At 71.0% G+C, this 24,609-nt stretch carries 31 protein-coding genes; 20 read left to right on the forward strand and 11 right to left on the reverse strand.

Features of this window, described 5'->3' with window-relative positions; all coding sequences use genetic code 11:
* Positions 1-50: 50 nt before the first annotated feature.
* Both AZC_RS05610 and AZC_RS05615 read left to right on the forward strand, forming a co-directional pair.
* On the forward strand, positions 51-1,190 hold the full coding sequence (locus AZC_RS05610; protein ID WP_043878949.1) for an NAD(P)/FAD-dependent oxidoreductase: 1,140 nt from the start codon (positions 51-53) through the stop codon (positions 1,188-1,190).
* Positions 1,191-1,309: 119 nt separating this feature from the next.
* Positions 1,310-1,504: a hypothetical protein gene (locus AZC_RS05615; protein WP_043878950.1), complete on the forward strand. Its 195-nt coding sequence runs from the start codon at positions 1,310-1,312 to the stop codon at positions 1,502-1,504.
* 6 nt (positions 1,505-1,510) lie between these two features.
* On the opposite strand, the gene AZC_RS05620 is transcribed toward AZC_RS05615, so the two are convergent.
* Genes AZC_RS05620 through AZC_RS05630 form a run of 3 tightly spaced genes read right to left on the reverse strand, consistent with a single transcriptional unit; the run spans position 1,511 to position 4,879 of the window.
* Positions 1,511-2,134 carry a DUF1254 domain-containing protein gene (locus AZC_RS05620; RefSeq protein ID WP_012169628.1) on the reverse strand — a complete coding sequence of 208 codons (624 nt, stop codon included), beginning with the start codon at positions 2,132-2,134 and terminating at the stop codon, positions 1,511-1,513.
* Entirely contained in the window at positions 2,131-2,706 is a 576-nt protein-coding gene (locus tag AZC_RS05625; protein ID WP_012169629.1) for a DUF1214 domain-containing protein, read from the reverse strand. Before AZC_RS05625 ends, AZC_RS05620 begins: the two co-directional genes overlap by 4 nt.
* Positions 2,707-2,716: 10 nt before the next feature.
* Entirely contained in the window at positions 2,717-4,879 is a 2,163-nt protein-coding gene (locus AZC_RS05630; RefSeq protein WP_012169630.1) for a transglycosylase domain-containing protein, read from the reverse strand.
* Positions 4,880-5,125: 246 nt separating this feature from the next.
* On the opposite strand from AZC_RS05630, the gene AZC_RS05635 reads away from it, so the two are divergent.
* Positions 5,126-5,665, forward strand: coding sequence for a YcgN family cysteine cluster protein (locus tag AZC_RS05635; protein WP_043878951.1), 540 nt, complete (start codon positions 5,126-5,128; stop codon positions 5,663-5,665).
* 9 nt (positions 5,666-5,674) lie between these two features.
* Here the strand turns inward: AZC_RS05635 and AZC_RS05640 are convergent, their stop codons facing one another.
* Positions 5,675-6,007: a YgaP-like transmembrane domain gene (locus AZC_RS05640; RefSeq protein ID WP_043878952.1), complete on the reverse strand. Its 333-nt coding sequence runs from the start codon at positions 6,005-6,007 to the stop codon at positions 5,675-5,677.
* A 222-nt stretch (positions 6,008-6,229) separates the two neighbouring features.
* Here AZC_RS05640 and AZC_RS05645 point away from each other — a divergent pair, with 222 nt between their 5' ends.
* On the forward strand, positions 6,230-7,753 hold the full coding sequence (locus tag AZC_RS05645; RefSeq protein WP_081433910.1) for a DHA2 family efflux MFS transporter permease subunit: 1,524 nt from the start codon (positions 6,230-6,232) through the stop codon (positions 7,751-7,753).
* A gap of 65 nt (positions 7,754-7,818) precedes the next feature.
* Here the strand turns inward: AZC_RS05645 and zigA are convergent, their stop codons facing one another.
* Positions 7,819-9,045 carry a zinc metallochaperone GTPase ZigA gene (gene zigA / locus AZC_RS05650; RefSeq protein ID WP_043878953.1) on the reverse strand — a complete coding sequence of 409 codons (1,227 nt, stop codon included), beginning with the start codon at positions 9,043-9,045 and terminating at the stop codon, positions 7,819-7,821.
* Between the two features lie 180 nt (positions 9,046-9,225).
* Between zigA and AZC_RS05655 the strand changes: the two genes are divergently transcribed.
* From AZC_RS05655 to AZC_RS05665, 3 genes are all read left to right on the forward strand, one after another.
* A complete protein-coding gene (locus AZC_RS05655) occupies positions 9,226-9,456 on the forward strand; it encodes a hypothetical protein (protein ID WP_133865835.1) in 231 nt (76 codons plus the stop codon).
* 647 nt (positions 9,457-10,103) lie between these two features.
* Positions 10,104-10,679 carry a hypothetical protein gene (locus AZC_RS05660; protein ID WP_043878955.1) on the forward strand — a complete coding sequence of 192 codons (576 nt, stop codon included), beginning with the start codon at positions 10,104-10,106 and terminating at the stop codon, positions 10,677-10,679.
* A gap of 179 nt (positions 10,680-10,858) precedes the next feature.
* The gene (locus AZC_RS05665) at positions 10,859-12,169 is read left to right on the forward strand and encodes a DNA-packaging protein (protein WP_012169636.1); all 1,311 of its coding nucleotides are present in this window, start codon (positions 10,859-10,861) and stop codon (positions 12,167-12,169) included.
* A gap of 18 nt (positions 12,170-12,187) precedes the next feature.
* On the opposite strand, the gene AZC_RS05670 is transcribed toward AZC_RS05665, so the two are convergent.
* From AZC_RS05670 to AZC_RS05680, 3 genes are all read right to left on the reverse strand, one after another.
* Positions 12,188-13,039, reverse strand: a complete 852-nt coding sequence (locus AZC_RS05670) for an amidohydrolase family protein (protein ID WP_043878956.1) — start codon at positions 13,037-13,039, stop codon at positions 12,188-12,190.
* Positions 13,040-13,064: 25 nt separating this feature from the next.
* Entirely contained in the window at positions 13,065-14,351 is a 1,287-nt protein-coding gene (locus AZC_RS05675) for an MFS transporter (protein ID WP_012169638.1), read from the reverse strand.
* 87 nt (positions 14,352-14,438) lie between these two features.
* Positions 14,439-15,242: a GntR family transcriptional regulator gene (locus AZC_RS05680; RefSeq protein WP_012169639.1), complete on the reverse strand. Its 804-nt coding sequence runs from the start codon at positions 15,240-15,242 to the stop codon at positions 14,439-14,441.
* A 264-nt stretch (positions 15,243-15,506) separates the two neighbouring features.
* Between AZC_RS05680 and AZC_RS05685 the strand changes: the two genes are divergently transcribed.
* The 5 genes from AZC_RS05685 to AZC_RS05705 all read left to right on the forward strand — a co-directional run bounded on the left by AZC_RS05685 (position 15,507) and on the right by AZC_RS05705 (position 19,094).
* Positions 15,507-16,679, forward strand: coding sequence for a phage portal protein (locus tag AZC_RS05685; protein ID WP_012169640.1), 1,173 nt, complete (start codon positions 15,507-15,509; stop codon positions 16,677-16,679).
* A 12-nt stretch (positions 16,680-16,691) separates the two neighbouring features.
* Complete coding sequence (locus tag AZC_RS05690) at positions 16,692-16,877, forward strand: hypothetical protein (RefSeq protein ID WP_012169641.1); 186 nt, start codon at positions 16,692-16,694, stop codon at positions 16,875-16,877.
* Positions 16,878-17,110: 233 nt separating this feature from the next.
* Positions 17,111-17,293 carry a hypothetical protein gene (locus AZC_RS05695; protein ID WP_012169642.1) on the forward strand — a complete coding sequence of 61 codons (183 nt, stop codon included), beginning with the start codon at positions 17,111-17,113 and terminating at the stop codon, positions 17,291-17,293.
* Positions 17,293-17,823: an HK97 family phage prohead protease gene (locus tag AZC_RS05700; protein WP_070096998.1), complete on the forward strand. Its 531-nt coding sequence runs from the start codon at positions 17,293-17,295 to the stop codon at positions 17,821-17,823. Before AZC_RS05695 ends, AZC_RS05700 begins: the two co-directional genes overlap by 1 nt.
* Before the next feature lie 26 nt (positions 17,824-17,849).
* Complete coding sequence (locus AZC_RS05705) at positions 17,850-19,094, forward strand: phage major capsid protein (protein WP_012169644.1); 1,245 nt, start codon at positions 17,850-17,852, stop codon at positions 19,092-19,094.
* 19 nt (positions 19,095-19,113) lie between these two features.
* On the opposite strand, the gene AZC_RS05710 is transcribed toward AZC_RS05705, so the two are convergent.
* On the reverse strand, positions 19,114-19,881 hold the full coding sequence (locus AZC_RS05710) for a S1 family peptidase (RefSeq protein ID WP_012169645.1): 768 nt from the start codon (positions 19,879-19,881) through the stop codon (positions 19,114-19,116).
* 115 nt (positions 19,882-19,996) lie between these two features.
* Between AZC_RS05710 and AZC_RS05715 the strand changes: the two genes are divergently transcribed.
* From AZC_RS05715 to AZC_RS05745, 8 genes are read left to right on the forward strand one after another with little or no spacing between them, the layout of a single operon-like run.
* Positions 19,997-20,560 (forward strand): head-tail connector protein, encoded by a 564-nt coding sequence (locus AZC_RS05715; RefSeq protein ID WP_043878957.1) that lies wholly within the window; start codon positions 19,997-19,999, stop codon positions 20,558-20,560.
* A complete protein-coding gene (locus AZC_RS05720) occupies positions 20,557-20,886 on the forward strand; it encodes a head-tail adaptor protein (protein WP_012169647.1) in 330 nt (109 codons plus the stop codon). Before AZC_RS05715 ends, AZC_RS05720 begins: the two co-directional genes overlap by 4 nt.
* Positions 20,883-21,074 (forward strand): hypothetical protein, encoded by a 192-nt coding sequence (locus AZC_RS05725; RefSeq protein ID WP_043878958.1) that lies wholly within the window; start codon positions 20,883-20,885, stop codon positions 21,072-21,074. Before AZC_RS05720 ends, AZC_RS05725 begins: the two co-directional genes overlap by 4 nt.
* Positions 21,071-21,484 carry a DUF3168 domain-containing protein gene (locus AZC_RS05730; RefSeq protein ID WP_012169648.1) on the forward strand — a complete coding sequence of 138 codons (414 nt, stop codon included), beginning with the start codon at positions 21,071-21,073 and terminating at the stop codon, positions 21,482-21,484. Before AZC_RS05725 ends, AZC_RS05730 begins: the two co-directional genes overlap by 4 nt.
* Positions 21,485-21,510: 26 nt before the next feature.
* A complete protein-coding gene (locus tag AZC_RS05735) occupies positions 21,511-21,918 on the forward strand; it encodes a phage major tail protein, TP901-1 family (RefSeq protein ID WP_012169649.1) in 408 nt (135 codons plus the stop codon).
* An 11-nt stretch (positions 21,919-21,929) separates the two neighbouring features.
* A complete protein-coding gene (locus tag AZC_RS05740) occupies positions 21,930-22,274 on the forward strand; it encodes a gene transfer agent family protein (RefSeq protein ID WP_043878959.1) in 345 nt (114 codons plus the stop codon).
* Between the two features lie 35 nt (positions 22,275-22,309).
* The gene (locus AZC_RS24795; RefSeq protein WP_012169651.1) at positions 22,310-22,477 is read left to right on the forward strand and encodes a phage tail assembly chaperone; all 168 of its coding nucleotides are present in this window, start codon (positions 22,310-22,312) and stop codon (positions 22,475-22,477) included.
* An 8-nt stretch (positions 22,478-22,485) separates the two neighbouring features.
* Entirely contained in the window at positions 22,486-23,151 is a 666-nt protein-coding gene (locus AZC_RS05745; RefSeq protein WP_012169652.1) for a phage tail tape measure protein, read from the forward strand.
* 17 nt (positions 23,152-23,168) lie between these two features.
* Here the strand turns inward: AZC_RS05745 and AZC_RS05750 are convergent, their stop codons facing one another.
* Both AZC_RS05750 and AZC_RS25910 read right to left on the reverse strand, forming a co-directional pair.
* Positions 23,169-23,477, reverse strand: coding sequence for a hypothetical protein (locus tag AZC_RS05750; RefSeq protein ID WP_043878960.1), 309 nt, complete (start codon positions 23,475-23,477; stop codon positions 23,169-23,171).
* Between the two features lie 304 nt (positions 23,478-23,781).
* Complete coding sequence (locus AZC_RS25910) at positions 23,782-24,546, reverse strand: hypothetical protein (RefSeq protein ID WP_012169654.1); 765 nt, start codon at positions 24,544-24,546, stop codon at positions 23,782-23,784.
* Between the last annotated feature and the right edge of the window lie 63 nt (positions 24,547-24,609).

The following is a 24,609-nucleotide window of genomic DNA, read 5'->3' on the forward strand; positions in this document are numbered from 1 at the left end:
TTTGGCATCCCACGGCTTAGCCTGTCGCCGATTTGGATTCCCGGTGTGCCATGGACGTCATTGAACTCGATCATGTGGTTGTCGGCGCCGGTGTCGTCGGCTTGGCCAGCGCTGCGGCGCTGGCGCGGGCAGGGCGCGAGGTGTTCGTGCTGGAAGCCGGGCCGACCATCGGCAGCGGCATCTCCTCGCGCAACAGCGAGGTGATCCACTCCGGCGTCTATTACACCACCGGCACCCTGCGCCATCTCCTCTGCGTCGAGGGCCGTCGGCGGCTCTATGCCTATTGCGAGCGCCACGGCATCGCCCACAACAAGTGCGGCAAGCTCATCGTCGCCACCAACGAGGCCGAGGCCGAGAAGATCGCCGGCATTGCGGTGCGGGCGAAGGAGAACGGCGTCGAGAACACCGATCTCATCACCGGCGCCGCCGCCATGGCGCTGGAACCGGCGCTGAAGGCGGTGGCGGCGCTTCATGTGGCCGAGACCGGCATCATCGATACGCATGGCTACATGCTGGCGCTCCAGGGCGAGGTGGAGGCGGCGGGCGGCGCCGTGCTGCTGCGCCACAGCGTGCGGCGGGGCACCGCTGCGCCGGGCCGCTTCACGCTGGACGTGGACACGCCGGACGGTCCCTTCACGCTCACCTGCCGCTCGCTGGTGATCGCCGCCGGCCCTTGGACGCACAAGGTGGCGGGCCGCATCGAGGGCTATGACATCTCGGCCATCCACCCCCTCGTGCTGGCCAAGGGCTCCTATTTCTCCTATGCCGGCAAGCCGGTGTTCTCGCGCCTCATCTATCCGGCGCCCATCGACGGCGGCCTCGGCACCCATGTGACGCTCGATCTCGCCGGGCGCATGCGCTTCGGCCCCGACGTGGAATGGCTGAACACGGGCGATCCGGATGCGGTGGACTTCTCCGTGGATCCCGCGCGGGCGGAAAGCTTCTACGCCAATGTGCGCCGCTTCTGGCCGCACCTGCCGGACGGCTCGCTCGTGCCGGACTATTCCGGCGTGCGGCCCAAGCTTGCGCCGCGCGGCACGCAGGAGGACTTCCTGCTGCATGGCCCTGCCCAGCACGGCGTCGAGGGGCTGGTCGGCCTGTTCGGCCTCGAAAGCCCCGGCCTCACCTCGTCTCTCGCCATCGGCGAGCGCGTGCGCGGCCTCGTGGAGCCCACCGCGCTCGCCGCCTGAGCGGGCGCGCGAAGATGGGCTGAAGGTTGCACCAGATTGGACCTACACCCAAGAACAAGCTTCGCGAAACCTTCCGGTCGGATCGACGTTCTCAGGTCATGAGATCCGGAGGTCCGAACATGACGACCGTGGTTCCCTTTCCCCTCGATCGCCGTGCCGCCATGCCCCCGCGGGTGCAGGACGGCGCCGCCCAGATTTTCATCCTGCCGGTGATCCGCGTGGAGCGCCACGGGGACGCGCCGATGGGCATGGGCCCCGCCGATGCCAGCCGCCCGCCGCTGCCGTTCAGCTTCTTCCTGACGGGCAATCGCTGACCCCGATCAGCCGGGCGCGGGCCCGCAGGTGGCGGCATTGAGCTGGCCGCGCACCATGTCCCGCATGTCCCGGTCGCGGGTGAAGGCGCGCACCAGCGCGATGCCCGTGGTGGAGGGCGACACCACCACCAACCGGTCGGCTGCGGTGATTTCCTCGTCCTCGGGAATGGCCGCCTTCTGGGCCGGCGTCATGAGATCGAGCTCGATCACCTTGCCCGCCGCCTTGTCGCTCAGGGCGTAGAAGCCGACGCCCCGCGCCGTGTAGAACGACACCGAGGTGTAGTCGGCGGTTGCCGGCACCCGCAGCTTCAGCGGCTCCTTCGACAGGTCATAGAGGCAGACGGAATAGACGAAGGCCGGATCCATCATCGGCAGGACGTCACCCGTGCCCTTCAGCGCCACCATCTCATTGACCGGCCGGTCCGCCGCCAGCCGCCGGAAGGCGTTGCGCTCGGAGAGCAGCGGCATGGCGAGGATGGAGACGAGGTGCACCATGCCGGCCAGCACGAGGATGATGGCGAGCGCCAGCAGGAGCGAGGGGCGCTCCGCCCGCGCCGGGATGCGCCAGCGCCAGGGATTGGCCAATCCGAGGCGGGAGGTCCGCCGATAGCCGTCAAAGCGCAGGCTCATGGGCAGCGCTCCGTCGTGACGCGGGGCAGAACCGCATCCTCCACGGCGCCGGAGGCGAAGCTGAAGGGCGCGTCATAGAGTCGGAGCGCCACCTGCACATGCGGCTGCGCGCCCGTGGGCACCCAGTTCCCCGAACGGGCCTCGGGGCTCAGCACCACGTTGATGTTGCCATTGTCCGTGTAGAGCAGTTCGGCCGAGGTGAAGCCGGTGCGCCGGGCCTCGTTGGGAATGGGCTGGCCCTTGCCGTCCATGAGCGTGAGCGTCCAGAGCCGCGCCTGCGGCAGGCGGCCGGTGATGCGGATCACGCATCGGCCGTCCAGCGGCTTGCCGGCGCTGTCCTGGCGGGCGAGGAACAGCAGGCCGTCAGCCAGTTCCAGCGGCAGTTCGCCGGAGCGCGCGATGAAGGCGCGGGCATAGGGATCGGCCTGCGTGGTGCCGGAGCGCGGCCAGCCTTCCCAGGCGCCCGCCCGCACCAGATCCATGCCGCGCGAGGAGGTGACGGTGAGCCAGGTGCCGCCGAGGCCGAGGGCGGCGGCGGCGGTGAGGCAGACGGCGAGGGAGAGCGGACGCACGGGCCGGCCTTCAGTTCGTCCGGCCGAGCGGCGCGGCGGAAGCGGTGGGGCCGGCGGGCCGCGCCGGCAAGGGCGGCGCCTCCTTCAGCAGCCGTTCGAGGCGCGCGAGGTTGGCGGCGGATTTCGGCGAGAGGGTGATGGGCCGCTCGGTGGATTCAAGGCCCGGCACCACCAGCGGCGCCGGCGGCTGGTCGAGCTTGGGCGCCGGGGCGTTGCCGATGCCGGGGATGTATTTCAGCTCGATGCCCTGATGGGCATAGGCCATGACCTTCTGCCACGTCATGGCGGGCAGGGAGCCGCCGGTCATCTTGTTCATGGACTGGTAGTCGTCATTGCCGAACCAGACGCCGCCCACGTAATTGCCGGTGAAGGCCATGAACCAGGCATCGCGATAGGCGTTCGTGGTGCCCGTCTTGCCCGCCACCTTGATGCCCGGCAGGCGGGCCCGACGCCCGGTGCCGTTCTCGATGACGTTGTTCAGCATCGGGTTGATCTCGTCGATGATGTCCGGCGGCAGGATCTGCACGGGCTTGGGCGCGTCGCGGTCGAACCGCCAGACCACCTCGCCATTGCCGATGCGCATCTCCACCATGGCGTGGGGATAGACGCTGCGCCCGCCATTGGCGAACACCGAATAGGCGGTGGCCATGTCGATGAGCGTCACCTCGGCGGCACCGAGCGGCAGGGCGGGGGAGATTTCGAGCTTGGTGGTGAGGCCCATCTTGTGGGCGAGCGCGGCGATGTTGGTGCGGCCGAACTTGTCGCCGAGGCGCACCGCCACCGTGTTCAGCGAATGCTGGAGCGCGGTCTGGAGCGTGATGGTGCCCATGTAGCTGCGGCCGTAATTCTGCGGGCACCAGTTGCCGTTGCAATAGGGCGCATCCACCACGGTGGAGGTGGGCTTCATGCCGCCGAGCAAGGCGGTCGTATAGACGAACGGCTTGAAGGAAGAGCCGGGCTGGCGCAGGGCGTCGGTGGCGCGGTTGAACTGGCTCTCGCCATAGTCGCGCCCGCCGACCATGGCGCGCACGGTGCCGTTCGGCTCCATGATGACGATGGCGCCCTGCGTGACCTTGTAGTCCTTGCCATATTCCCGCAGGGACTGGTCGAGGGCGGCTTCCGCCACCTTCTGGATGTTCGGGTCGAGGCCGGTGCGCACCACGAAATTGCGCTCGGTCACGCTCTTGGGGAGCGTGTCCACGAACTTGCGCACTTCGGCGAAGGCATAGTCGAGATAATAGTCCGGCACGCCCTCGTCGCGCCGGTCGATGGGGGTCGCCGGATTGCGGCGGGCGCCGAACACCTGGCCCTCGGTCATGAAGCCGGCGTCCACCAGATTGTCGAGCACGGTGGAGGCGCGGGCGCGGGCGGCGGGCAGGTTGATGTGCGGCGCGAATTTGGTCGGGGCCTTGAACAGGCCCGCCAGCATGGCGCTTTCGGCCAGATTCACCTCGCGCACCGATTTGCCGAAATAATAGCGGGCCGCCGCGTCCACGCCATAGGCGCCGCCGCCGAGATAGGCGCGGTCCAGATAGAGCTTCAGGATCTGGCTCTTGGTCAGGCGGCTTTCCAGCCACAGAGCGAGGAAGGCCTCCTTGATCTTGCGTTCGATGGTCCGCTCATTGGAGAGGAACAGGTTCTTGGCGAGCTGCTGGGAGAGCGAGGAGCCGCCCTGCCGCACGCCGCCGGCCCGCGCATTGGTGACGAGGGCACGCAGGGTGCCGGCGACGTCGATGCCGAAATGCTCGTAGAAGCGCCGGTCCTCGGTGGCGAGCGTCGCCTTGATGAGGGTGTCGGGGATTTCCTCCAGCGGCACCGTGTCGTTCTGCTTCACCCCGCGCTCGCCCACGAGATTGCCGTAGCGGTCGAGGAAGGTGACGGCGAGCTCCGTGCGCTTCAGCCAGTCGTCGGAGGTTTCCTGGAAGGCCGGCAGCGCAAGGGCCAGCAGCACGACGAAACCGGCGGCGCCCAGCGTGAAGCCTTCCGAGGCCATCCCGACGAAGAAGCGCGGGATGCCGCTCAGGGAGAAGTGCTCCATGAAGGCGGAATAATTCGTGACCGCGCGGCGGGTGAGATCGCCCAGCCGGTACATCCCGCTGTCGATGCGGGAATCGAGATCCAGCAGCGCGTTGCGCAGCCGTTTCCGGAACGGGTTCTGCTCGCCTTCGCTCACTGGCCGGGAACCGATCTTCTTGGAGGCCGCGCCGTCGCGGCCGCTCTGAACCTAAGGCGAACCGGCGCAGGAGGAAAGCGCCCCGCCGCTGCGGTACGCTTCAACCAGCTCCGTGCCGGAGGCCCCCGCCCGGGACTGCGACGACGCTCATGTAGGATGCGCCGCCGGCCACGGCAACGCCTGCGTCCGGGTATGGTTCCCGCCCCGCGCTCTTCATTTCGCCGCAGGGATCGGCTAGCAAGCGGCATGCCCCATGATGCCACGCCCCAAGAGCCGTTCTGGCGGACCGTGCCGCTCGCCCGCATGACGCCGGAGCAGTGGGAGAGCCTGTGCGACGGCTGCGGTCGCTGCTGCCTCGTGAAGCTCGAGGACGAGGATACGGGAGAGATCGCCTATACGGACATCGGCTGCCGCCTGCTCGATGGGGAGACCTGCCGCTGCACCGATTACCCCAACCGTCAGGCGCAGGTGCCCGACTGCGTGCGGCTGACGCCGGAGGCGGTGATGACCATCGGCTGGCTGCCGCCCACCTGCGCCTACCGGCTGCTGGACGAGGGCAAGGATCTGCCCTGGTGGCATCCGCTGGTGTCCGGCGATCCGGCGACGGTGACCGCCGCCGGAATCTCGGTGAGCGGGCGGACGGCCGGCTCGGAGGACGCCTTCGGGCTGATGGAACTCATCGCCCACGTGGTCTCCTGGCCCACCCGCTGGCCGCGGGGGGCCAAGGCCCGGACGGCCGCGGCGCCGAGGTCCCGCCGCAAGCCGGCCCCGGACCGTCCGGCCTGAGGCGCGCCGTCAGACCGAGTGGAACGGCGCGGCGGGCCGTACCGGCAGCGGGCCGGGGGCGCCCTCCAGATCCTTCCGGTCCCGCGGCATCTCGATATCGTCCTGCGGGGCGGCGGCGGTTCTGCCCCGGTGCCGGTGGCGGCGGCCGTGCGTGGTGTCCTTCTCCGCCACCGCCTTGAGGGCGCAGCGGCCAGTGCCCGCCCGCAGGATCAGGCCGGCGGCGGCGCCGACGCCGATGAGCCCCAGCAGGCCGCCCCGCTTCAGGCTGAAGCTCATCAGCAGGCTGGCGGCCACGCCGGAGGCCCAGCGTTCCGTTGAACTCAAGTTTCGCGCGCGCGTCATCATGTGCTCCCGTCGTTACGCAACAGGAACGCCGGGCAGGTGTGATCGGGTTCCGGTGGCGGCGTAGCGCCGGGCCCCGCTCAGGACGGGGCTCTCGCCCCAGCCATGCGCAATCCGCGCTTTTCGCTGGCGGGAGCGAGGATTAGACGGAATAGATAGCTCCGGCTTCCGCCCTGTTCGCGTCGCGCCCTGCGCGGCGGTGCGTCGTTGTTGAGTCTGCCGATGCCGTCCCCGCACGTCTCCCAGCCGTCCCCCGAGGCCCCGCCCGCATCCCATGCCCGCAAGGGCGGCCCCCGCCGCCAGCCGGGCTACCGGGCCGTGGCGCTGATCGTGGCAAGCGCCATGTTCATGGAGCAACTGGACGCGACGGTGCTCGCGACCGCCTTGCCGGCGATGGCGCGGGACTTCGGCGTGACGGCGCCGCACATGAGCATCGCGCTCACCTCCTACCTGCTCTCGCTCGCCGTCTTCATTCCCGCCAGCGGCTGGGCTGCGGACCGGTTCGGCTCGCGCACGGTGTTCCGCCTCGCCATCGCCGTCTTCACCATCGGCTCGCTTCTGTGCGCGCAGTCCCAGAGCCTCGCCTTCCTCGTCTTCGCCCGCCTGTTGCAGGGCATGGGCGGGGCGATGATGATCCCGGTCGGCCGCCTCGTGCTGCTGCGCTCCACCACCAAGGCGGACCTCGTCTCGGCCATGAGCTGGCTGCTGGTGCCGGCGATGATCGGCCCGATGGTCGGTCCGCCGCTCGGCGGCTTCCTCGTCACCTTCCTCGACTGGCGCTGGATCTTCTACATCAACCTGCCCATCGGCGTGCTGGGGCTGGTGCTGGTCAGCATCTTCATCGCCGACAGCCGGGCCGAGAAGCCGGACCGCTTCGATGGCCTCGGCCTCGTTCTCTCGGGTGCGTCGCTGGGCGGCCTGCTGTTCGCCTTCGAGCTGTCGAGCCGGGGCGAGGGGGATGCCCGCATCACCTTCGGCCTGATGGTGATGGGCGTCCTGAGTGGCCTTGCGTATCTCCGTCACGCCCGCAAGCTCTCGGCGGCGGGTGGCCATCCGATCCTCGATCTGTCGCTGATGAACATCGAGACGTTCCGCCTCTCGGTGATCGCCGGCAACATCACCCGCATCACCCAGGGCGCCCAGCCCTTCCTGATCCCGCTCATGCTCCAGCTCGGCTTCGGCATGACGGCGGCGGAGGCGGGCATGATCTCGCTCTCCACAGCCGTCGGCTCGCTGCTGATGAAGGGCGTGGCGCCGAAGGTGCTGCGCCGCTACGGCTTCCGCAACACGTTGCTCGTCAACGGCATCATCTGCACCGGCACCTATGCGGTCTGCGCCCTCATGCGCCCCGACTGGCCCCACTGGTCCATCTACGTGCTGCTGACCGCCGCCGGCTTCTTCATGTCGCTCCAGTTCACCGCCTACAATACGGTCGCCTATGACGAGGTGCCGGCGGCGCGCATGAGCGCGGCCGCCAGCTTCTACAGCACCTTCCAGCAGCTCATGCTCTCCATGGGCATCTGCGTCGCCGGCTTCGCGCTCGCCACCTCCATGGCCGCCAACGGCCGTTCCGTGGCCGGCTTGGCGGATTTCTCAGTGGCCTTCGTCACCGTCACCACCATCGCCATGGCGGCGACCTTCTGGAACGCGCGCCTGCCCCATGATGCGGGTGCCGACATTTCCGGCCACCGCCGCCGGCGGAGCTTGGCTGCCGCCGTCAACGAGGCGACGGACGCCCCGGACTGAGGGACATCACACCGGCGCCCGGCCGGGGGCGCGAAAAGGCCGGGCGCCGGTTCCGGCCGCGCCGGTCAGGCGACGGCCGGCTGCCGGCTCCACGAGGGGAACGGGTCCGGCAGGTGAGACAAGGCGGCGAAGTCGAGCTGCGCCGGATCGGTGGGGCCCGTCAGGCAGTCATCCAGCGCCGCCCGGATGGCGGCTTCATCCAGGCCCATGCCGATGAACACCAGCTCCTGCCGCCGGTCGCCATAGAAGGGCGCCCAATAGCGCTTCAGTTCGGTGCGGAAGGCGGGGTCCTGCGGCCAGTGCTCCTTCGGCACGGCGGCCCACCACAGGCCCAGCTTCTCGGTGCGGCAGAGCGAACCGGCAAGGCTCATCTCGCCCACATAGGCATCGCGGGTCGCCAGCCAGAACAGCCCCTTGGCGCGGATCAGGCCCGGCCAGGTGCGGCGCAGGAAGGCGGAGAACTTCTGCGGATGGAAGGGCCGGCGGGCGCGATAGACGAAGCTCGCGACGCCGTATTCCTCGGTCTCCGGCACATGGTCCGCAAAGCCGTTCAGCTCCTTGAACCACAGCGGATGGCGATGGGCGGCCTCGAAATCGAAGCGGCCGGTGTTCATCACCTCGGCGAGCGGCACCTGACTGTGGTTCGTCTCGAGGATGCGGGCGTCCGGGTTGAGCCCCTTGATGACGGCGCGGGCGAGCCGGAGCTTTTCCGGATCGGTGGCGCCGACCTTGTTCAGCACGATCACGTCGGCGAACTCGATCTGGTCCACCATCAGATCGACGATGGTCCGCTGGTCCTCTTCCCCGAGGCTCTCGCCCCGGTCGCGCAGGAAGTCGGTGGAGGCGTAGTCCTTCAGGAGGTTCGCCGCGTCCACCACCGTCACCATGGTGTCGAGGCGGGCGAGGTCGGAGAGGGAGAAGCCCTCCTCGTCCCGGAACTCGAAGGTCGCGGCCACCGGCAGCGGCTCGGCGATGCCGGTGCTCTCGATGACCAGCGCGTCGAAGCGGCCTTCGCGGGCGAGGCGGGTGACTTCCGCCAGCAGGTCGTCGCGCAGGGTGCAGCAGATGCAGCCGTTGGTCATCTCCACCAGCGTTTCCTGCGTGCGGGAAAGATCGCCGCCGCCGGCCCGGATCAGTTCCGCATCGATGTTCACTTCGGACATATCGTTGACGATCACCGCGACCCTCAGGCCCTCGCGGTTGGCGAGGACGTGGTTGAGCAGGGTGGTCTTCCCGGCGCCCAGAAAGCCTGAAAGCACGGTGACTGGCAGGCGATTGTCGGCGGTCGGCATGGGGCGGTCCTTTGAATGATACAATATATCATTTCATGGCATGCCCGTCTTTTTGGCGCAAGTGCCGGACCGTTCGCCTGCCTGATGATGCCGTTCCGGAAAGGGTCCGCGTTGTCCGCGCAGCCGGATGGTGACGAAATGAACCTACGGTGAATGCAGCCGGACGCCGGGGAGGGGCGGATGATGGCGATGTTTCAAGCGAGCCAGACGTTGATGGAGGCCGAGCACCAGTTCGACGACCGGACGGCCTATTGCACCCGGTGCGGTTGCCACTGGAACACCGCCTACCAGCTGCGCCGCGGCTGCATCACAGCGGAGAATGTTTCGGCGATCTCGCACCTGCGCGCCCGGGCTCGGCTCGACGCGCTCCTGACCGCGCGCCGCATGCCCCGCCCGCCGAAGGGGGCATGAGGCGCGCAGGTCGGTGACCCCGCTTCGGTGCGGGATGGTTTTTCGAGTTTGAGGGATGTTCCAGGGCACCTATCTCCCCCCCCCGGGTGCCTTGGGACGCCCTCTCCCCCACGGGAGAGGGCATCAGTGGGCGCGCAACGCGCGGTCGCCGGGACCCCTGTCATGGTGGGACAGGACAGGGGTCCAACGGCAGCGCGGGACGCACCCGGCACGCCGGAGGGAAACCGGCGGCAGGGAGGGGCCGAGTACCCAAGTGCAGTTCCCGAAGTTCAAGCTTCCGACGTTCGAAAGACCCGAGTTTCGTCTCCAAGTTCCAGAGTTCCGAAGTCCCCAAACGCCGGGTCCCGACCGGGCTCGGCCACCGGTACCAAGTCGCAAAGTCGTGTGTCCTCAAGTGTCAGTACCCAGTGCCAAGACCAGCGTTTGCGTTCGGTTCGAGTTCCTGAGGGTTCGTGAGTTTGGTCTCCCGACCGGAGTTTAGGAAAATATGCCTTGACAGCGTGCCGCTCATCAGGCATCTTTTCTCCATGCTCCGGAATTGTGACTTGAAAGGCGCCGCATCGCCCCCGCGGCGCCTTCCTTTTTTCCGGCGTCCGCGGTGCCCCTTCGCACCCCGCGTGAACACGAACGCCCGGGATCTGCACCCAATGACCGCTCCCGCCTCTCCCGCCGCCGTGGCCCGCGCCCGCGCCCTGCGCGGCGAGGGTCTCGAGCCCGCCGCCATCGCCGCCAAGACCGGCCTCTCGCTTCGCCAGCTCGGCTACTGGCTGCGCCCCGATGCCGGGACGCCCCGCCCGACCGCGCGCCGCGCCGGCAAGGGCCGCAAGCGCGCGGCGCGCAAGGCCGCCCGCCCGCCGAGCCCCGCCGCCCGCCTTCGGATGATGGGACGTCTCTGGACGGCTGCCGAGGCGCAGATGGCCGAGATCGAGGCCCGCCTCCAGCGGCTCGCCGAAGGGGAGGGGTCGGCCCGAGATGGCGTACAGGACGCCCGCGCGCTCGCCATTCTCGCCCGCGTCATGCGCGATCTCTCCGCCCTCGATGCCGCCGCCCGCAAGGCGCGTGCCGAGGCGGCGCCCCCGGCAGGAGCCGCGCCGCTCTCTCCCGAGGGGGCCGGCGCCTTCCGCGCCGAGCTCGCCCGCCGCCTTGCCGGCCTGTGCGACAGCGTGCAGCCGCCGGCCCCCGACACTCCGCCGGAGGGTACGGCACTGCTCTCCCAAGGGTAAGCGGGCCGCCGCACCGTGGCGCCTGTCCCGAAACGGGACGGACGCGAACATCCACAGGACAAACCCCGTCCGAATCGCTGGCGCCCGCCTGTGCCGCATTCGTTCGCCGGAGGCGCCTCATGTCGCTCGCCCTTCCCCCTCCCTCCGCCGCCGCTTTGCGTGCGGCCCTGGCGGCGGTGATGGCGGATGCGGGCGCGGCGCGGACGTTCCTCTCGGGCCTCGACGAGGCGGGCGCCGAACGCCTGCTCACCGATTGGGAGATCTGGGCGCGCCCCGACCAGTTGCCGCCGCCCGCCGCGTCCGGTGGCCGGCCCTGGACCACCTGGCTGGTGCTGGGCGGGCGGGGCGCCGGCAAGACGCGGGCGGGTGCCGAATGGGTGCGTGGACTGGCCCTCGGCCGGCCGCCTTTCGCGCCGGCCCCCGTGGGCCGCATCGCGCTGGTGGCCGAGACCATGGGCGATCTGCGGGAGGTGATGGTGGAGGGTGTGTCCGGCCTGCTCGCCGTCCATCCCGCCGCCGAACGGCCCCGCTGGGAGCCCACCCGCCGCCGCCTCGTCTGGCCCAATGGCGCGGTGGCGCAGGGCTTTTCCGCCGAGGACCCCGAAAGCCTGCGCGGGCCGCAATTCGAGGCCGCCTGGCTCGATGAACTCGCCAAGTGGCGGCGGGCCGAGGCGGTGTTCGACATGCTCCAGTTCGGCCTCCGGCTCGGCGCGCAGCCGCGCCAGATGGTGACGACGACGCCCCGCCCGAGCGCCCTGCTGCGCCGCCTCATGGCCGACCCGTCCACCGTCTTGAGCCGCGCAACCACGGCTCAGAACGCCTTTCACCTCGCGCCCGCTTTCCTCGACACGGTGCTGGCCCGCTATGGCGGCACGCGGCTCGGGCGGCAGGAACTGGAGGGCGAAATCATCGAGGACCGGCCCGACGCGCTCTGGACCCGTTCGGCCCTCGAGGCCGCCCGCGAGGCCGCGGCCCCGCCGCTCGCCCGCGTGGTGGTGGCCCTCGATCCGCCGGCCTCCTCGCGGGCCGGGGCGGACGCCTGCGGGATCATCGCCGCCGGCATCGACGGGGAGGGCCTTGTGCATGTCTTGGCGGACGCCACCGCCGCCGGCCTGCGCCCCGCCCAATGGGCGGCGCGGGCCATCGACCTGTGGCGCACCCATGAGGCGGATGCGGTGGTGGCGGAGGTGAACCAGGGCGGCGAGATGGTGCGCAGCGTGCTCGCCGAGGTGGATGCCAGCGTGCCGGTGGTGAGCGTGCGCGCAACGCGCGGCAAGTATCTGCGCGCCGAGCCCGTCGCCGCTCTCTATGAGCAGGGGCGCGTGCGCCACGCCGGTGCCTTCCCGGCGCTGGAGGACGAGATGTGTGACTTCGGCCCGGAGGGCCTGTCCTCCGGCCGTTCGCCGGACCGGCTCGACGCCCTCGTCTGGGCCGTCACCCAGCTCGCCCTCGGCCCCCGCGCCCCGGCGCCGCGCGTGCGGCGGTTTTGAAGGCGCTCCCGCGCCGTTTCAGGCGGCGGCCAAAAGCGCCCGGAAGCCGAACAGCCGGGCGGCGGTGCCGCCGAGAACCTGCGGCAGCTCGGGGGCCGGGAAGACGCGGGCGAGGAGGGCCTTGAGGCCGGCGATGTCGGCTTCGCTTTCGTGCTGGGTATGCGGCCAGTCGCTGCCGATCATCAGGCGACCGGCGCCAAAGGCGGCGCGGGCCGCCTCGGCCAGCGGCAGCGGATCGCCGCCCCCGAGGCGGTAGGGCGCGGAGAGTTTCATGAAGAGGCGCGGCGTGCGCGCAGCCAGCAGCATGAGGGCGGCCAAGCCGGGGTCATTCACGCCGAGGGCGGGGTCCGGCAGGCCGAAATGGTCCACCACCACCGCCGGCACGTCGCTTTCCAGCAACCCCGCCAGCAGGCGCGGATACCGCCGGGCCTGCGCCTGCACCTCGATCTGGAAACCGCAGCGGGCCGCCGCCGCGAGGAAGGCGCGCCAGACGGGATCGGCAAAATCCGGGTCCGGCCGGCCGATCAGATTGAGCCGCACGCCGGCGATGCCTTGAGCCGCAAGCCCGCGCATCGCCCCTTCGGTGCAGTCCGGCGCCACCACGGCGATGCCGCGCAGATGGTCGGGATCGGCAGCGATCGCGGCCAGCAGATAGGAATTGTCCGTACCGAGGAAGCTCGGCTGCACCAGCACGCCGCCGGCAAAGCCGTTGGCCGCCCGCAGGGCCGCATAGGTCTCGGGCAGCGCGTCATAGGCCGGCACGTAGCGGGCGGCGGCAATGGTCGGCAGGTCGCGCCGGAAGATGTGGGCGTGGCTGTCGATGGCCATCAGGCCGGCGGAACGCCGCCGGCCGTCGAGGGGTTCGTTCATGTTGCGGGACCGGATGCGCGGCGGCTCATTGCGCCGGGGCGGACGAGCGCACGCCCGCACCGGCCGGCGCGCCGGGCGCGTCCACCGCGTCGAGCTTCACCGCCTTGGTCTCGGGTAGCATGAGCACCGCCACCACCACGAGGCCATAGGCCACCGCTGCATCGATGCCGATGGCGGCGCCGAGCGACATCTGCTCGGACAGATGGCCGACGAGGAAGGGGAAGATGGCGGAAACGATGCGCCCGGCATTGTAGCAGAAGCCGACGCCGGTGCCGCGGATGCCGCCCGGATACAGCTCGGAGAACAGCGCGCCCATGCTGGCCGGAATGCCGGCCGAGCAGAAGCCCAGCGGGAAGCCGAGGATCAGCATGGCGGTGTCGCCGATGGGCAGGAACACATAGGCCAGCACGACGATGACGCAGGAGAGCGCGAACAGGCCCACCGTGCGCCGGCGGCCGATGCGGTCCAGCAGATGCGCGGCGGCGATGCAGCCGAAGAAGAAGGCGACGATGATGACCGCCAGATAGGCGCCGGTGCCCAGCGTGGAGAGATGGCGCTCGGTCTTGAGATACGTGGGCAGCCAGCTCGTCACCGCGTAATAGCCGCCGTGGGCGCCGGTGCCGAGCAGAAGGCCCACCAGCGTGACGCGCAGCACGTCCGGCGAGAAGATGCCGAGCAGCGGCGTGCGCGCCTGCTGCGCCTTGGGCGCGCGGGCCGGCGAGGCCTCGGGCTCGGGCACATGGCGGCGCACGAAGATGACGAGGATCGCCGGGATGAGGCCGAGGCCGAACAGCAGGCGCCAGGCGATTTCCGGCGGCACGAAGGAATAGATGCTGGTCTGGATCAGCACCGAGGCGCCCCAGCCCACGGCCCAGGCGCTCTGCACGGTGCCCAGCGCCTTGCCGCGGTGGCTCGGGCGGATGGCCTCGCTCATGAGCGCGACACCGGCCGCCCATTCGCCGCCGAAGCCGAGGCCCTGCAAGGCTTTCAGCACGAGGAGCTGGTTGTAATCCTGCGCGAAGGCGGAGGCGAAGGTCGCGAGCGCGAACCACAGGATCATCACCTGCAGGGCGCGCACGCGGCCGATGCGGTCCGAAATGGCCCCGCCGACCCAGCCGCCCAGCGCCGAGGCGATGAGCGTCACGCTGGTGATCATGCCCGCATCGGCCTTGCTGATGTGCCAGAGGGCAAGCAGCGTCGGGATGACGAGGGAGAAGAGCTGGACGTCGAGCGCATCGAGCGCCCAGCCGCCGAAGCAGGCCCAGAATGTCTTGCGCTCGGTGGCGTCGATCTCGCGGAACCAACTGAACATGGGTGTCCTCCGGCAGGCCCGCGCGGCTCTTGCGGCCGGCTGGCGCCTTGCGTGAACGGTTGCGAACGAAAATGAGCGGCGGACCGCTCAGCGGATCTCGATGCGGTAGCGGAAGCGGTCGGCGGGGCCGCGCGAGCGGCGCCACTCGATGGGATGGCGATCGAAGCCGAGCGCCACACGGTCCACCACCACCACGGGCGCGCCGGCGGGGATCTCCAGCACGCGGGCGTCCTTCTCGGTAGCGAGGTCGATGGTGAGCGTCTCCTCGGCAGAGGCGACCACCTCGCCGCACAGGCGCTCATAGAGCGGATAGAGCAGGTCGCCGAAGCCGGTGAGGACGAGATCCTCCAGCGGCGCGAAGCGGGCGCGCGGCAGCCAGATTTCCTCGGCGAAGACCGGGGTGCCGTCGATGAGGCGCAGGCGGTCGATGCGCAAGGCGAGCGACTTCGGCGCGAGGCCGAGCGCCCTCGCGGGTTCCGCCGGGCAGGGGGCGACCTTGCGGGCGAGCACGCGGCCCTCGGGCATGGCGCGCGCCCCGTCCGCCCCCTCGGCGCGGAAGAAGCGGAAGAGCGAGCGGTCGAGGGAGGGGCGGCGCACGAAGGTGCCGCGCCCCTGCACCCGGTCGAGCACGCCCTCGGCCACCAGCGTGTCGAGCGCCTTGCGCACGGTGCCGAGCGCCACGCCGTTGACGCGGGCGATCTCGCTTTCCGCCGGAATGGCCGTGCCCGGCCCCCAGTCGCCCGCGACGATGCGGGCGACGATGGCGTCGCGCAGGCGCTGATAGAGGGGCAGGCGGCTGTCGCTGGTCTCGCTGAGCGCGAGCACGGCGCCGGGCGCATCGGCCGATGCGTCCGCCTGCGTCCTGTCCGCGTCCACAGCGTGCTGGCTCATGCCACCCGCGCTCCACCGGTTGATTGGTCCTCTATAGGACTAGAGGGGGCTATCCCCACCGTCAATCGGGTAGCTGTGCAGGTGCGAAGGCGCCGTATTGCGCTGCAATGTGCCGCCGCCGCTTTGCCTTCGGGCGCGGCTTCACAGCGCGTCCCTCGGCCGCCGAGGGCGCGGTGCGCTTTCACGCTTCAGACACGATCCTCCAGCGGCCGGTGGCCGTCGCCTGTCCTGCTTGCTCCGGCTGCGGAGCCGAGGGAGTCCCGCATGCTGTCGTCCGTCTTCCAGGCCCTGCGCCCGCGTCCCGCCGAGGCCAAGGCGAGCCGCACCGCCGCGCTGGTGGCGCTGCTCGCCACCGGCCGCGCCCGCTGGACGCCCCGCGATTATGCCGGGCTCGCCCGCGAGGGCTTTGCCCGCAATGCGGTGGCCTATCGCGCCGTTCGGCTGATCAGCGAGGCCGCCGCCAGCGTGCCGCTGCTCTTGATGGACGGCGACCGCGAGATCGACGCCCATCCGCTGCTGGACCTCCTCGCACGGCCCCATCCGCGTGCGGCGAAGGCGGATTTCCTGGAGGCGCTGTGCGGCCATCTGCTGGTGGCCGGCAATGCCTATGTGGAAGCGGTGGCGGTGGAGGGCGCCGTGCGCGAACTCCACGTGCTGCGGCCGGATCGCGTGCGCATCGTGCCCGGCCCCGACGGCTGGCCGGAGGCGTTCGACTACACGCTGGAGGGCCGCACCCTGCGCATTCCGCAGGAGAGCATCGTGCCGGGCGCCGACGTGCCGCCGGTGCTGCACCTCGCCTTGTTCAATCCGCTGGATGATCTCTACGGCTTCGCCCCGCTGGAGGCGGCGGCGCAGGCGCTCGATCTGCACAATGCCGCCGGCGCCTGGAACAAGGCGCTGCTCGACAATGCCGCGCGCCCTTCCGGCGCGCTGGTCTATGGCGGCACGGGTTCGCTCTCCGAGGAACAGTTCGCGCGGCTCAGGGAAGAACTGGAGGCGAGCTTCCAGGGTGCCGCCAATGCCGGCCGCCCGCTGCTGCTGGAAGGCGGGCTCGACTGGAAGCCCCTCGGCCTCAGCCCGAAGGACATGGATTTCGCCGCCGCCCGCGAGGCCGCCGCGCGGGAGATCGCGCTGGCGCTCGGCGTGCCGCCCATGCTGCTTGGCATTCCGGGCGACAACACCTATGCCAATTATGCCGAGGCCAACCGCGTGCTTTGGCGCCAGAGCGTGCTGCCGCTGGTGAAGCGGGTTGCCGGTGCGCTGAGCGCCTGGCTCGCGCCGGCCTTCGGTTCGGGCCTCGCGCTCGTGCCCGACCTCGACCAGGTGGAGGCGCTCGCCGCCGAGCGCTCCGAGCTCTGGAGCCGCGTGAACGCGGCCGATTTCCTCACCGATGCGGAGAAGCGCGCGGCGGTCGGCTACGGCCCCGTCGCGCCCTGAGGGGAGGTCATCTTGGAGAGCATCCTTCAGGTTTTCGCCACGCGCGGCGACCTCGCCCATCTGGCGCTCGCCGCCTGGGCGCTGAGCGCGTCCGGCGTTGCGCTGGCCGCCCTCGGCGGCTTGTCCCGCGCCAACGAGCGCATCGACGCCTTCGTCCGCGAACTCGCCCGCTTCAACGCCCGCCACGACGATCCGTGAGGGGCCCGTGACCGGCGCGGTCTGAGGATCGGACCGCGCTCCTCTCCGCTCGCGCAACCGGGTCCCTCTCCCGCCTGCGGGGGAGGGGGGCTGGAACGAGCCTCACCAGTCCAACGCATGATCGTCCACTCACCAAAGCCGCACCGTCCGGCCCACCGATCGCGCGGGCGGCCGCCGCGCGGTGGTTCGCGCTCGGACTGCCGCCACCCCTCCATCCCAGCAGGAGACCATCCATGCGAGCCCCCTTCATCGCCAGGGCATCGGCGCCGCGCATCCGGGCGCTGTCGCCGGCGCCGGTCCGGCGCGCGGCGCCGCAGAGCACCAGCGTGTTCCGCGATTTCGTCGCCACCCTCGAGCGCCTCGAGAAGGCGCGGCGTCGCAAGGGCGCGGGCCAGGGTGCGGGCAAGGTGCGTTGATGGGCGCCGCCTTTTCTCCACCGGGCCTTGGGGCAGCGACGGCGCGCTTCGAGGGCTATGCCTGTCTGTTCGACCGGCAGGATCTCGGCCGCGACGTGATCGCCCCCGGCGCCTTTGCCGAGACGCTGGCGCGGCGGGGCGTCGCTGGCGTGCGGCTGCTCTATCAGCACGACCCCGCCGAGCCCATCGGCGTGTGGACCTCACTCATCGAGGACGGCATCGGCCTCAAGGTCGAGGGCGAGCTCACGCTCGGCGTCGGCCGGGCGCGCGAGGTGGCGGCGCTCATCGGCGTCGGTGCGCTCGATGGCCTCTCCATCGGCTTCAAGGCGGTGGAGGCCCGCACCGACCCGCGCACCCGCGTGCGGCGGATCACCCGCATCGATCTCTGGGAGGTGTCCATCGTCACCTTCCCCATGCAGCCGGACGCGCGCATCCGCCGCCCGCCGCCGCCTCTCCTCGCGATGCGGGCCGCGGCCGATGCCGTGTCCCGCGCCGCCGCCCGCCTGCGGCCGCATCTGGCGGCCGTCTGATCCCTCTCCAACCTCAGGATCCCTTCATGAGCGATCTCCTTTCCGCCCCCGAGACCAAGGTGGCGGCGCCCGAGCGCCAGTCGGCCCTCGACACGCTGATGCACGCCTTCGAGACCTACAAGACCGCCAACGAGACCCGCCTCGCGGAGATCGAGCGGCGCGGCGCCGCCGATCCGCTGCTCGATGAGCGCATGCGGCGGCTGGACCATGTGATCGACGCCTGCAAGGCGCGCATGGACCGGCTGGAGACGGAGCGCCGCCGCCCGCCTCTCGGCATCACGCGGACCGAGGCGCCGCGCGGCGAGCACGGCGCGGCCTTCACCGGCTATGTGCGCCACGGCGCCAGCGACGGCCTGAAGGCTCTGGAGGCCAAGTCCCTCTCCACCGGCGTCGGCGCCGACGGCGGCTATCTCGTGCCCTATGAGACCGAGCAGGAGATCGGGCGCCGCCTTGCCGCCCTTTCGCCCATCCGCGCGCTCGCCACCGTGCGCACCATCGGCGCCGGCACCTATCGCAAGCCGTTCATGACCTCCGGTCCCATGGTGGGCTGGGCGGCGGAAACGGCGGCGCGGCCGCAGACCGACAGCCCGGTGCTGGCGGAACTCGCCTTTCCGGCCATGGAGCTCTACGCCATGCCTGCCGCCACGCAGGCGCTGCTCGACGACGGGCAGGTGAATGTGGAGGAGTGGCTGGCGGGCGAGGTGGACAGCGCCTTCGCCGAGCAGGAGGGCGCCGCTTTCGTCTCCGGCGACGGCACGGCCAAGCCCACCGGCTTCCTCGCTTATCCGAAGGTGGCGGAAAGCGGCTGGAGCTGGGGCAAGACGGGCTATGTGGCGACCGGCGTCGCGGGGGGCTTTCCCGCGTCCGATGCCGCCGATCCGCTGCTCGATCTCGTCTATGCGCTGAAGGGCGGCTATCGCCAGAACGCGGCCTTCGTCATGAACCGCCGCACCCAGGCCGCCGTGCGCAAGCTGAAGGACGATGCGGGAGCCTATCTCTGGACGCCGCCGGCCGGTGCCGGCCAGCCGGCGAGCCTCATGGGCTTTCCGGTACAGGAGGCCGAGGCTATGCCGGACATCGGCGACGGGGCCTTCGCCATCGCCTTCGGCGACTTCCGGCGCGGCTATCTGGTGGTGGACCGGGCGGGCGTGCGGGTGTTGCGCGATCCCTATTCCGCCAAGCCCTACGTGCTGTTCTACACCACCAAGCGCGTGGGCGGCGGCATCCAGGACTTCGATGCCATCAAGCTGCTGAAGTTCGCCGCCGGCTGAGCCCGGCGGCGAAGGCGGGTCAGGGCACGGGGCTGCCGAGCTTGCGCGCGGTGGCCTCGATCCAGTCCCGCTGGAGGCCCACCAGCGTGATGCCGGTGACGCCGCCGCAGCCGCGGGCGCCGTTGGGGCCCGTGGCCCAGCCGATGACGCCGGCCAGCAGGTTGCCCACGAAAGCCGGGCCGCCGCTGTCGCCGGTGCAGGCCCCCGCATTGCTCATGGGCGAGGCGAGGCGGGCCATGATGCCGCCCGTCGTGCCGATGGTAGGCAGGCTCGTGCAGCGCAGGGTGCCGGCGGTCTCGTCGGCCCCGTCCGAGGCCATGCCGTAACCGGCGATGAGATATTCCGCGCCCCGCTGCGGTAGGGTGTTGTCCTGCGTGAGCGCGGCCGGGCGGAAGCTTGGCGGCAGCGGCGAGGCGAGCTTCACCAGCGCGAGATCCGGCGTCGGATGGCGGTTGCGGAACTGGTCCGGATCGAAGCCGGGATGCACCACGATCCGCAGCGCGGGAATGAGGCGCGGCGGGCCGGACCCGGTGATCGCCACCGCATAGCTGCCGGGCGGCGCGACGCAATGGGCGGCGGTCAGGATCAGATCCTGCGCCAGCGCGGTGCCCGAGCACGAGGCGCCCCGCGTCGAGACCAGCATGACGGTGTGGCTGGTGCCCTGGGCCGCGCCGGGGCGACCGCCCACCACCGCGTGGCCGGGAGCAGCCTGCGCCAGAAGAAAGCCGGCGCAGAGCAGGGCGGAACCCAACGGACGCCCGCCGGACAACAGGAAACGAAGCAGCACGGATCCCCCTCATGTACGGCGGCGAAATTTTTGCCCCGAGCGTGGGGGGCGGGTCAATCCCGCACCTTGGTGCGGTCGGGCCCCCGTCTGCCGGATGCGAGGGGACAATCCGCACATGACGCAACGTATTTCAGGCCCCGCTGCGGAACCGCTGACGCTGGCCGAGGCGAAGGACTTCCTGCGCCTCACCGATCCGTCAACGGACGTGCTCGTGGGTGCGCTGCTTTCCGCCGCCCGGCGGACCATCGAGAGCGCCACGGGGCGCGTCCTCATGACCCAGAGCTGGCGCCTCGTCCGCGACGCCTGGCCGGCGAGCGGGCTCTTCCTGCTGCCCATCGCGCCCGTCGCCAGCCTCGATGCGGCGCGGGTCCGGCGCGCCGACGGCACATGGGAGGAGGTGCCCGCCGGTCGCCTCTCGCTCCTCGGCGACCGCACGCCGCAGCTCATCGGCCTCGACCGCGCGCACCTGCCGCAGCCGGCCGTGGACCATGGCGGCATCGCCCTCGACGTGACCGCCGGCTATGGCCCGGAGCCCGCCGACGTGCCGTCGGATCTGCTGCAGGCGGTGCGGCTCACCCTCGCGCATTTCCATGAGCATCGCGACGTGGTGGGCGAGGCCATCGGCCTGCCGGGCGCCGTCCTCGCACTCATCGCGCCCTACCGGATGCTGCGGCTGTGAGCGGGGCCATTCCCATCGGCGCGCTGCGCCATCTCGTGACGCATCTGGCCCCGGTGTCGGTGCCGGACGGCTTCGGCGGCGCCAGCGTCACCTTCGTCGCCGTCGATCGCCTCTGGGCGGCGGTGGAGGAGAGCGCCGCGGGCGCGTTTGCCGACGAACGGCGCTTCGGCCTTGCCGGCGTGCGCGTGACCGTGCGCGCGCCCAACACGCTCAAGGCCGGCGACATCCTGCGTCACGGCACCCGCCGCCTCGCGGTGGAGGCGACCTGCGATCCGGACGGACGCGGCCGGTACACCCGCGCCATGTGCAGAGAGGAACAGACATGATCTCGGTGAAGATTTCAGGCCTGGATGGCCTCGTGGAACAACTGCTCGACAAGCTGCGCGACAAGGCGATGCACCTGCTGCTTGGCCGCGTGCCGGACCCTGCGCCCGCGCCCGATGGACCCGCCGATCCGGCCGCGGACGAGGCGCCGCCGCGCGCTTCGGACGGCACGCCGGGAGGCGGCGCGTGAGCGCGCCGGCCTCCGCCGCACTCGCCCTGCGCAAGGCCATCCACCAGCGCCTTGCCGCCGACACCGCGCTCGGCGCACTGGTGGCGGGCGCCATCCATGACGTGCCGCCGGCCGGTGTCCCCTTTCCCTATGTCACGCTCGGAGAGGCGGTGGTTTCCGACTGGTCCACCGCCACCGAGGCGGGCAGCGAGCAGGCGCTGACGCTGCACGTCTTCTCCCGCCAGGGCGGCCGGGCGGAGGCCATGGCGCTGTGCGCCGCCGTGCAGGAGGCGTTGCACGAGGCGCCGCTCGCCCTCGACGGGCATCGCCTCGCCAATCTCAGGGCCACCACCGCCGAGGTGCGGCGCGACGGCGACGGGCGGACCTTCCACGGCTTCGTCCGCTTCCGCGCGGTGACCGAGGCGCTCTGAAGCGACATTTCCCGAAGGAGACTTCCATGGCCGCGCAGATGGGCAAGGACCTGCTGCTCAAGATGCTGGATGGCGCCGATTACGTAACCGTCGCGGGCCTGCGCTCGCGCACGCTCGCCTTCAATGCCCAGACGGTGGACGTGACCCATTCCGAGAGCGCCGGCCGCTGGCGCGAACTGCTGGCGGGGGCGGGTGTGAAGCGCGCCAGCATTTCGGGGGCCGGCATCTTCAAGGATGCCGCCTCGGACGCGCTTGTGCGCGCCGCCTTCTTCGCCGGAGAGGTGCGCGACTGCGCGGTGGTGATCCCCGATTTCGGCACCGTTTCCGGTCCCTTCCTCATCAGCGCGCTGGAGATCGCCGGCCAGCATGACCGGGAAGTGACCTTCGACCTGACGCTGGAGAGCGCCGGCGCGCTCGCCTTCGCGGCACTGTGAGGAGAGCGGCCATGGCCAACCGGCATCGCGGGGAAATCTCCGCACACCTCGGCGGGCGGGACCGCACGCTGGTCCTCACGCTCGGCGCGCTGGCCGAACTGGAGGCCGCCTTCGCGGTGGAGGATCTCACAGCTCTGGCCGAGCGCTTCGGGCGCGGGCGACTCTGTGCGAGCGACATGGTGCGCCTCATCGGTGCCGGCCTGCGGGGTGCGGGCGAAACGATCGATGATGAAGAGGTGGCGCGGCTCGCCTGTCCCGAAGGGGCGGTCGGCTATGCGCGCATCGTTTCGGCTTTGCTCTCGGGCACCTTCGGGGGCGGGGAGGCGCCGCGCCCTCCGGTGCCGCAGGAGACCTGAGCGCGGGGCCGGCACCGTTCCCCTGGGAAGCGGCCATGGCCCTCGGCTTCGGCATTCTGCGGCTGTCCTCCCGCGATTTCTGGTGCCTCACGCCCCGTGAGCTGGCCGCCGCCTGCCGCCCGCCCGCTGCCACGTCTTCCGGCCTCGATCGCGCTGGCCTCGCCGCGCTGATGGCCCGCTTTCCCGACACGACACGGAGATAGAGATAGAGATGGAGACGAGCGATCCCGTTTCGCTGGCCCTCACCGCCGACACGTCCGGCTTCACCGCCGGCCTGGCGGAAGCGGAGGCCTCCGCCCGCAACTTCAGCGCCGGCGTGACCTCGGCTTTCTCCGCCGCCGAAGTGCCGGCGCGGGGTTTTTCCAGCGCGCTGGGGGATGCCTTCGCCAGCGTCGCTGTGAAGGGGCGCGATCTCGATACGGTGCTGGCGGGGCTGGGCCAGCGGCTTTCCGGCATGGCGCTGAATGCGGCGCTGAAGCCGCTGGAGCAGGGGATCAGCAACAGCATCGGCCAGCTCTTCTCCGGCGCCTTCGCAAACGGCGGGGTGCTGGAGGCGGGCGCGGTGCGCGCCTTCGCGGACGGCGGCGTGGTGTCCGGTGTCCGGGCCTTTGCCGAGGGCGGGGTGGTGGCGGCGCCGACCTATTTTCCCATGGCGTCCGGCGTCGGCCTCATGGGGGAGGCGGGGGCGGAAGCCATCCTGCCTCTGGCGCGTGGGGCGGACGGGGCGCTCGGCGTACGCACACAGGCGAGCGGCGGTGGGACGACGACGGTGAATGTCTCGGTATCAACGCCCGATGCGGGCGCCTTCCGCCGCTCCGATGCCTATCTGTCCGGGCTCATTGCCCGCGCCGTGGCGCGCGGTCAGCGCAGCCTGTGAGACGGTGGGCGGTTCCTTCAGCGCATCTGCTTCCAGGGATCACCGGCCGGTGCCGGCGTGCCGGACGCGGCGGCGGTGGGCGTGTTGGTGAAACCCTGGTTGGGCGCATTGCTGGGCGCGGTGCCGCGGGCCGCGGTCATCTCCACGCTGCCGCTGAGCTGCATGCAGGTGTCGGAGCCTGAAATCCGCTTGAATCCCGGCCCCATGGCCGCGCAGGCGACATCCGCCGCGGTCGGCTTGGTCTGTGCCAGAGCGGGAAGGGCGAGCGACGGCGCCAGAGCCAGCAGTGCGACACTGAGGCGGCCAAGGCGCGGGACAAAACGCATGGGGCAACTCCGGCAGGCAGATCGCGAAAAGACCGGGGCGATGAGCCTGGCGCGACCGAAGCCGCTGGCCGTGATCCATCCCACCCGATCCGTCACAACCGATCGACAGGAACGCTGGCATCCAATGATGGCGTAACAAGGACCGCCAACCGGTTGTGCGCGGTGGAGCGCGCGCCGCGACAGGCGGTTCGCATCGGCCTCTCCGCGAGAGAGGCCGAGCGAGCGGATAGCAAAACGGCGCGCGAGACCGCACGCCGTCGATAAGGACCACATGACGGGGACCGGTGGGCCGGTCCCCCGCCGATCACTTCGCCTTGGCGGCCTTCTTGGCCGGGGCCTTCGCAGCGGCGGGCTTTGCAGGCGCGGCCTTCGCGGCGGGAGCCTTGGCGACAGCCGCCTTGGCCGGGGCCGCCTTCGCCTTCGGCGCAGCCTTCGCAGCAGGTGCCTTCGCGGCCGGGGCCTTCGCCTCGGCGGCGGGCGCGGCCTCCTTGGCAGCCGCCTTCTTGGCGGGCGCCTTTGCCGGCTTGGCGGGTTCGGTCTTCGCCGCTTCGACCTTCGCGGCCTTCGGCGCCGGCGCGGCCTTCGGAGCGGCCGACTTGGCGGCCGTGGCCTTCGGCGCCGCAGCCTTCGCGGCGGCGGGCTTGGCAGCGGCCTTCGGCGCGGCAGCGGTCTTCGGAGCCGCCGCCTTGGGTGCCGCAGCGGTCTTGGCAGCGGCAGCCTTGGGCGCGGCGGCCTTGGCGGGAGCCTTCGCCTTGGTGGCGGGCTTCGCGGCCGCAGCCTTGGCGGGCGCCGGCTCAGCAGCCTTGGCCGGGGCCTTCGCCGCCTTCGCGGGTGCCTTGGCTGCGGGCTTCTCGGCCGCCTTGGCGGGAGCCTTCGCAGCCGCTTTCGCAGGGGCCTTGGCCGGCGCCTTGGCAGCGGCGGGCTTCTTCGCGGCAGCGGGCTTGGCGGAAGCGGTCTTCACCGGAGCGGTCTCGGCGGCCGGCGTGGGAGCGGCCGGGGGCGCAGCTTCGGTCTTCTTGGCAGCCGGCGCCTTGGCGGCGGCGGTCGTCGTCCGGGTCGTCTTGGCCATCAGGCGGCTCCATCCTTCGATGGTTGGAAGTCAAAGCGCGGCTCTCAACTATGTCAAGACTGA

Source organism: Azorhizobium caulinodans ORS 571, assembly GCF_000010525.1.
In the GTDB taxonomy this organism is placed as follows: domain Bacteria; phylum Pseudomonadota; class Alphaproteobacteria; order Rhizobiales; family Xanthobacteraceae; genus Azorhizobium; species Azorhizobium caulinodans.

Excerpts from the sequence above, each read along its gene's own strand:
- zigA (WP_043878953.1), bottom strand. The coding sequence starts at position 9,045 with ATGCCGACCGCCGACAATCGCCTGCCAGTCACCGTGCTTTCAGGCTTT.
- AZC_RS05620 (WP_012169628.1), bottom strand. The coding sequence starts at position 2,134 with ATGAGCCTGCGCTTTGACGGCTATCGGCGGACCTCCCGCCTCGGATTG.
- AZC_RS05665 (WP_012169636.1), top strand. The coding sequence starts at position 10,859 with ATGGCGGATGCGGGCGCGGCGCGGACGTTCCTCTCGGGCCTCGACGAG.
- AZC_RS25910 (WP_012169654.1), bottom strand. The coding sequence starts at position 24,546 with ATGGCCAAGACGACCCGGACGACGACCGCCGCCGCCAAGGCGCCGGCT.
- AZC_RS24795 (WP_012169651.1), top strand. The coding sequence starts at position 22,310 with ATGGCCCTCGGCTTCGGCATTCTGCGGCTGTCCTCCCGCGATTTCTGG.
- AZC_RS05715 (WP_043878957.1), top strand. The coding sequence starts at position 19,997 with ATGACGCAACGTATTTCAGGCCCCGCTGCGGAACCGCTGACGCTGGCC.
- AZC_RS05740 (WP_043878959.1), top strand. The coding sequence starts at position 21,930 with ATGGCCAACCGGCATCGCGGGGAAATCTCCGCACACCTCGGCGGGCGG.
- AZC_RS05640 (WP_043878952.1), bottom strand. The coding sequence starts at position 6,007 with ATGACGCGCGCGCGAAACTTGAGTTCAACGGAACGCTGGGCCTCCGGC.
- AZC_RS05615 (WP_043878950.1), top strand. The coding sequence starts at position 1,310 with ATGACGACCGTGGTTCCCTTTCCCCTCGATCGCCGTGCCGCCATGCCC.
- AZC_RS05680 (WP_012169639.1), bottom strand. The coding sequence starts at position 15,242 with ATGAGCCAGCACGCTGTGGACGCGGACAGGACGCAGGCGGACGCATCG.
- AZC_RS05750 (WP_043878960.1), bottom strand. The coding sequence starts at position 23,477 with ATGCGTTTTGTCCCGCGCCTTGGCCGCCTCAGTGTCGCACTGCTGGCT.
- AZC_RS05735 (WP_012169649.1), top strand. The coding sequence starts at position 21,511 with ATGGCCGCGCAGATGGGCAAGGACCTGCTGCTCAAGATGCTGGATGGC.
- AZC_RS05725 (WP_043878958.1), top strand. The coding sequence starts at position 20,883 with ATGATCTCGGTGAAGATTTCAGGCCTGGATGGCCTCGTGGAACAACTG.
- AZC_RS05700 (WP_070096998.1), top strand. The coding sequence starts at position 17,293 with ATGGGCGCCGCCTTTTCTCCACCGGGCCTTGGGGCAGCGACGGCGCGC.
- AZC_RS05695 (WP_012169642.1), top strand. The coding sequence starts at position 17,111 with ATGCGAGCCCCCTTCATCGCCAGGGCATCGGCGCCGCGCATCCGGGCG.
- AZC_RS05745 (WP_012169652.1), top strand. The coding sequence starts at position 22,486 with ATGGAGACGAGCGATCCCGTTTCGCTGGCCCTCACCGCCGACACGTCC.
- AZC_RS05675 (WP_012169638.1), bottom strand. The coding sequence starts at position 14,351 with ATGTTCAGTTGGTTCCGCGAGATCGACGCCACCGAGCGCAAGACATTC.
- AZC_RS05610 (WP_043878949.1), top strand. The coding sequence starts at position 51 with ATGGACGTCATTGAACTCGATCATGTGGTTGTCGGCGCCGGTGTCGTC.
- AZC_RS05660 (WP_043878955.1), top strand. The coding sequence starts at position 10,104 with ATGACCGCTCCCGCCTCTCCCGCCGCCGTGGCCCGCGCCCGCGCCCTG.
- AZC_RS05705 (WP_012169644.1), top strand. The coding sequence starts at position 17,850 with ATGAGCGATCTCCTTTCCGCCCCCGAGACCAAGGTGGCGGCGCCCGAG.
- AZC_RS05685 (WP_012169640.1), top strand. The coding sequence starts at position 15,507 with ATGCTGTCGTCCGTCTTCCAGGCCCTGCGCCCGCGTCCCGCCGAGGCC.
- AZC_RS05645 (WP_081433910.1), top strand. The coding sequence starts at position 6,230 with ATGCCGTCCCCGCACGTCTCCCAGCCGTCCCCCGAGGCCCCGCCCGCA.
- AZC_RS05635 (WP_043878951.1), top strand. The coding sequence starts at position 5,126 with ATGCCCCATGATGCCACGCCCCAAGAGCCGTTCTGGCGGACCGTGCCG.
- AZC_RS05670 (WP_043878956.1), bottom strand. The coding sequence starts at position 13,039 with ATGAACGAACCCCTCGACGGCCGGCGGCGTTCCGCCGGCCTGATGGCC.
- AZC_RS05655 (WP_133865835.1), top strand. The coding sequence starts at position 9,226 with ATGATGGCGATGTTTCAAGCGAGCCAGACGTTGATGGAGGCCGAGCAC.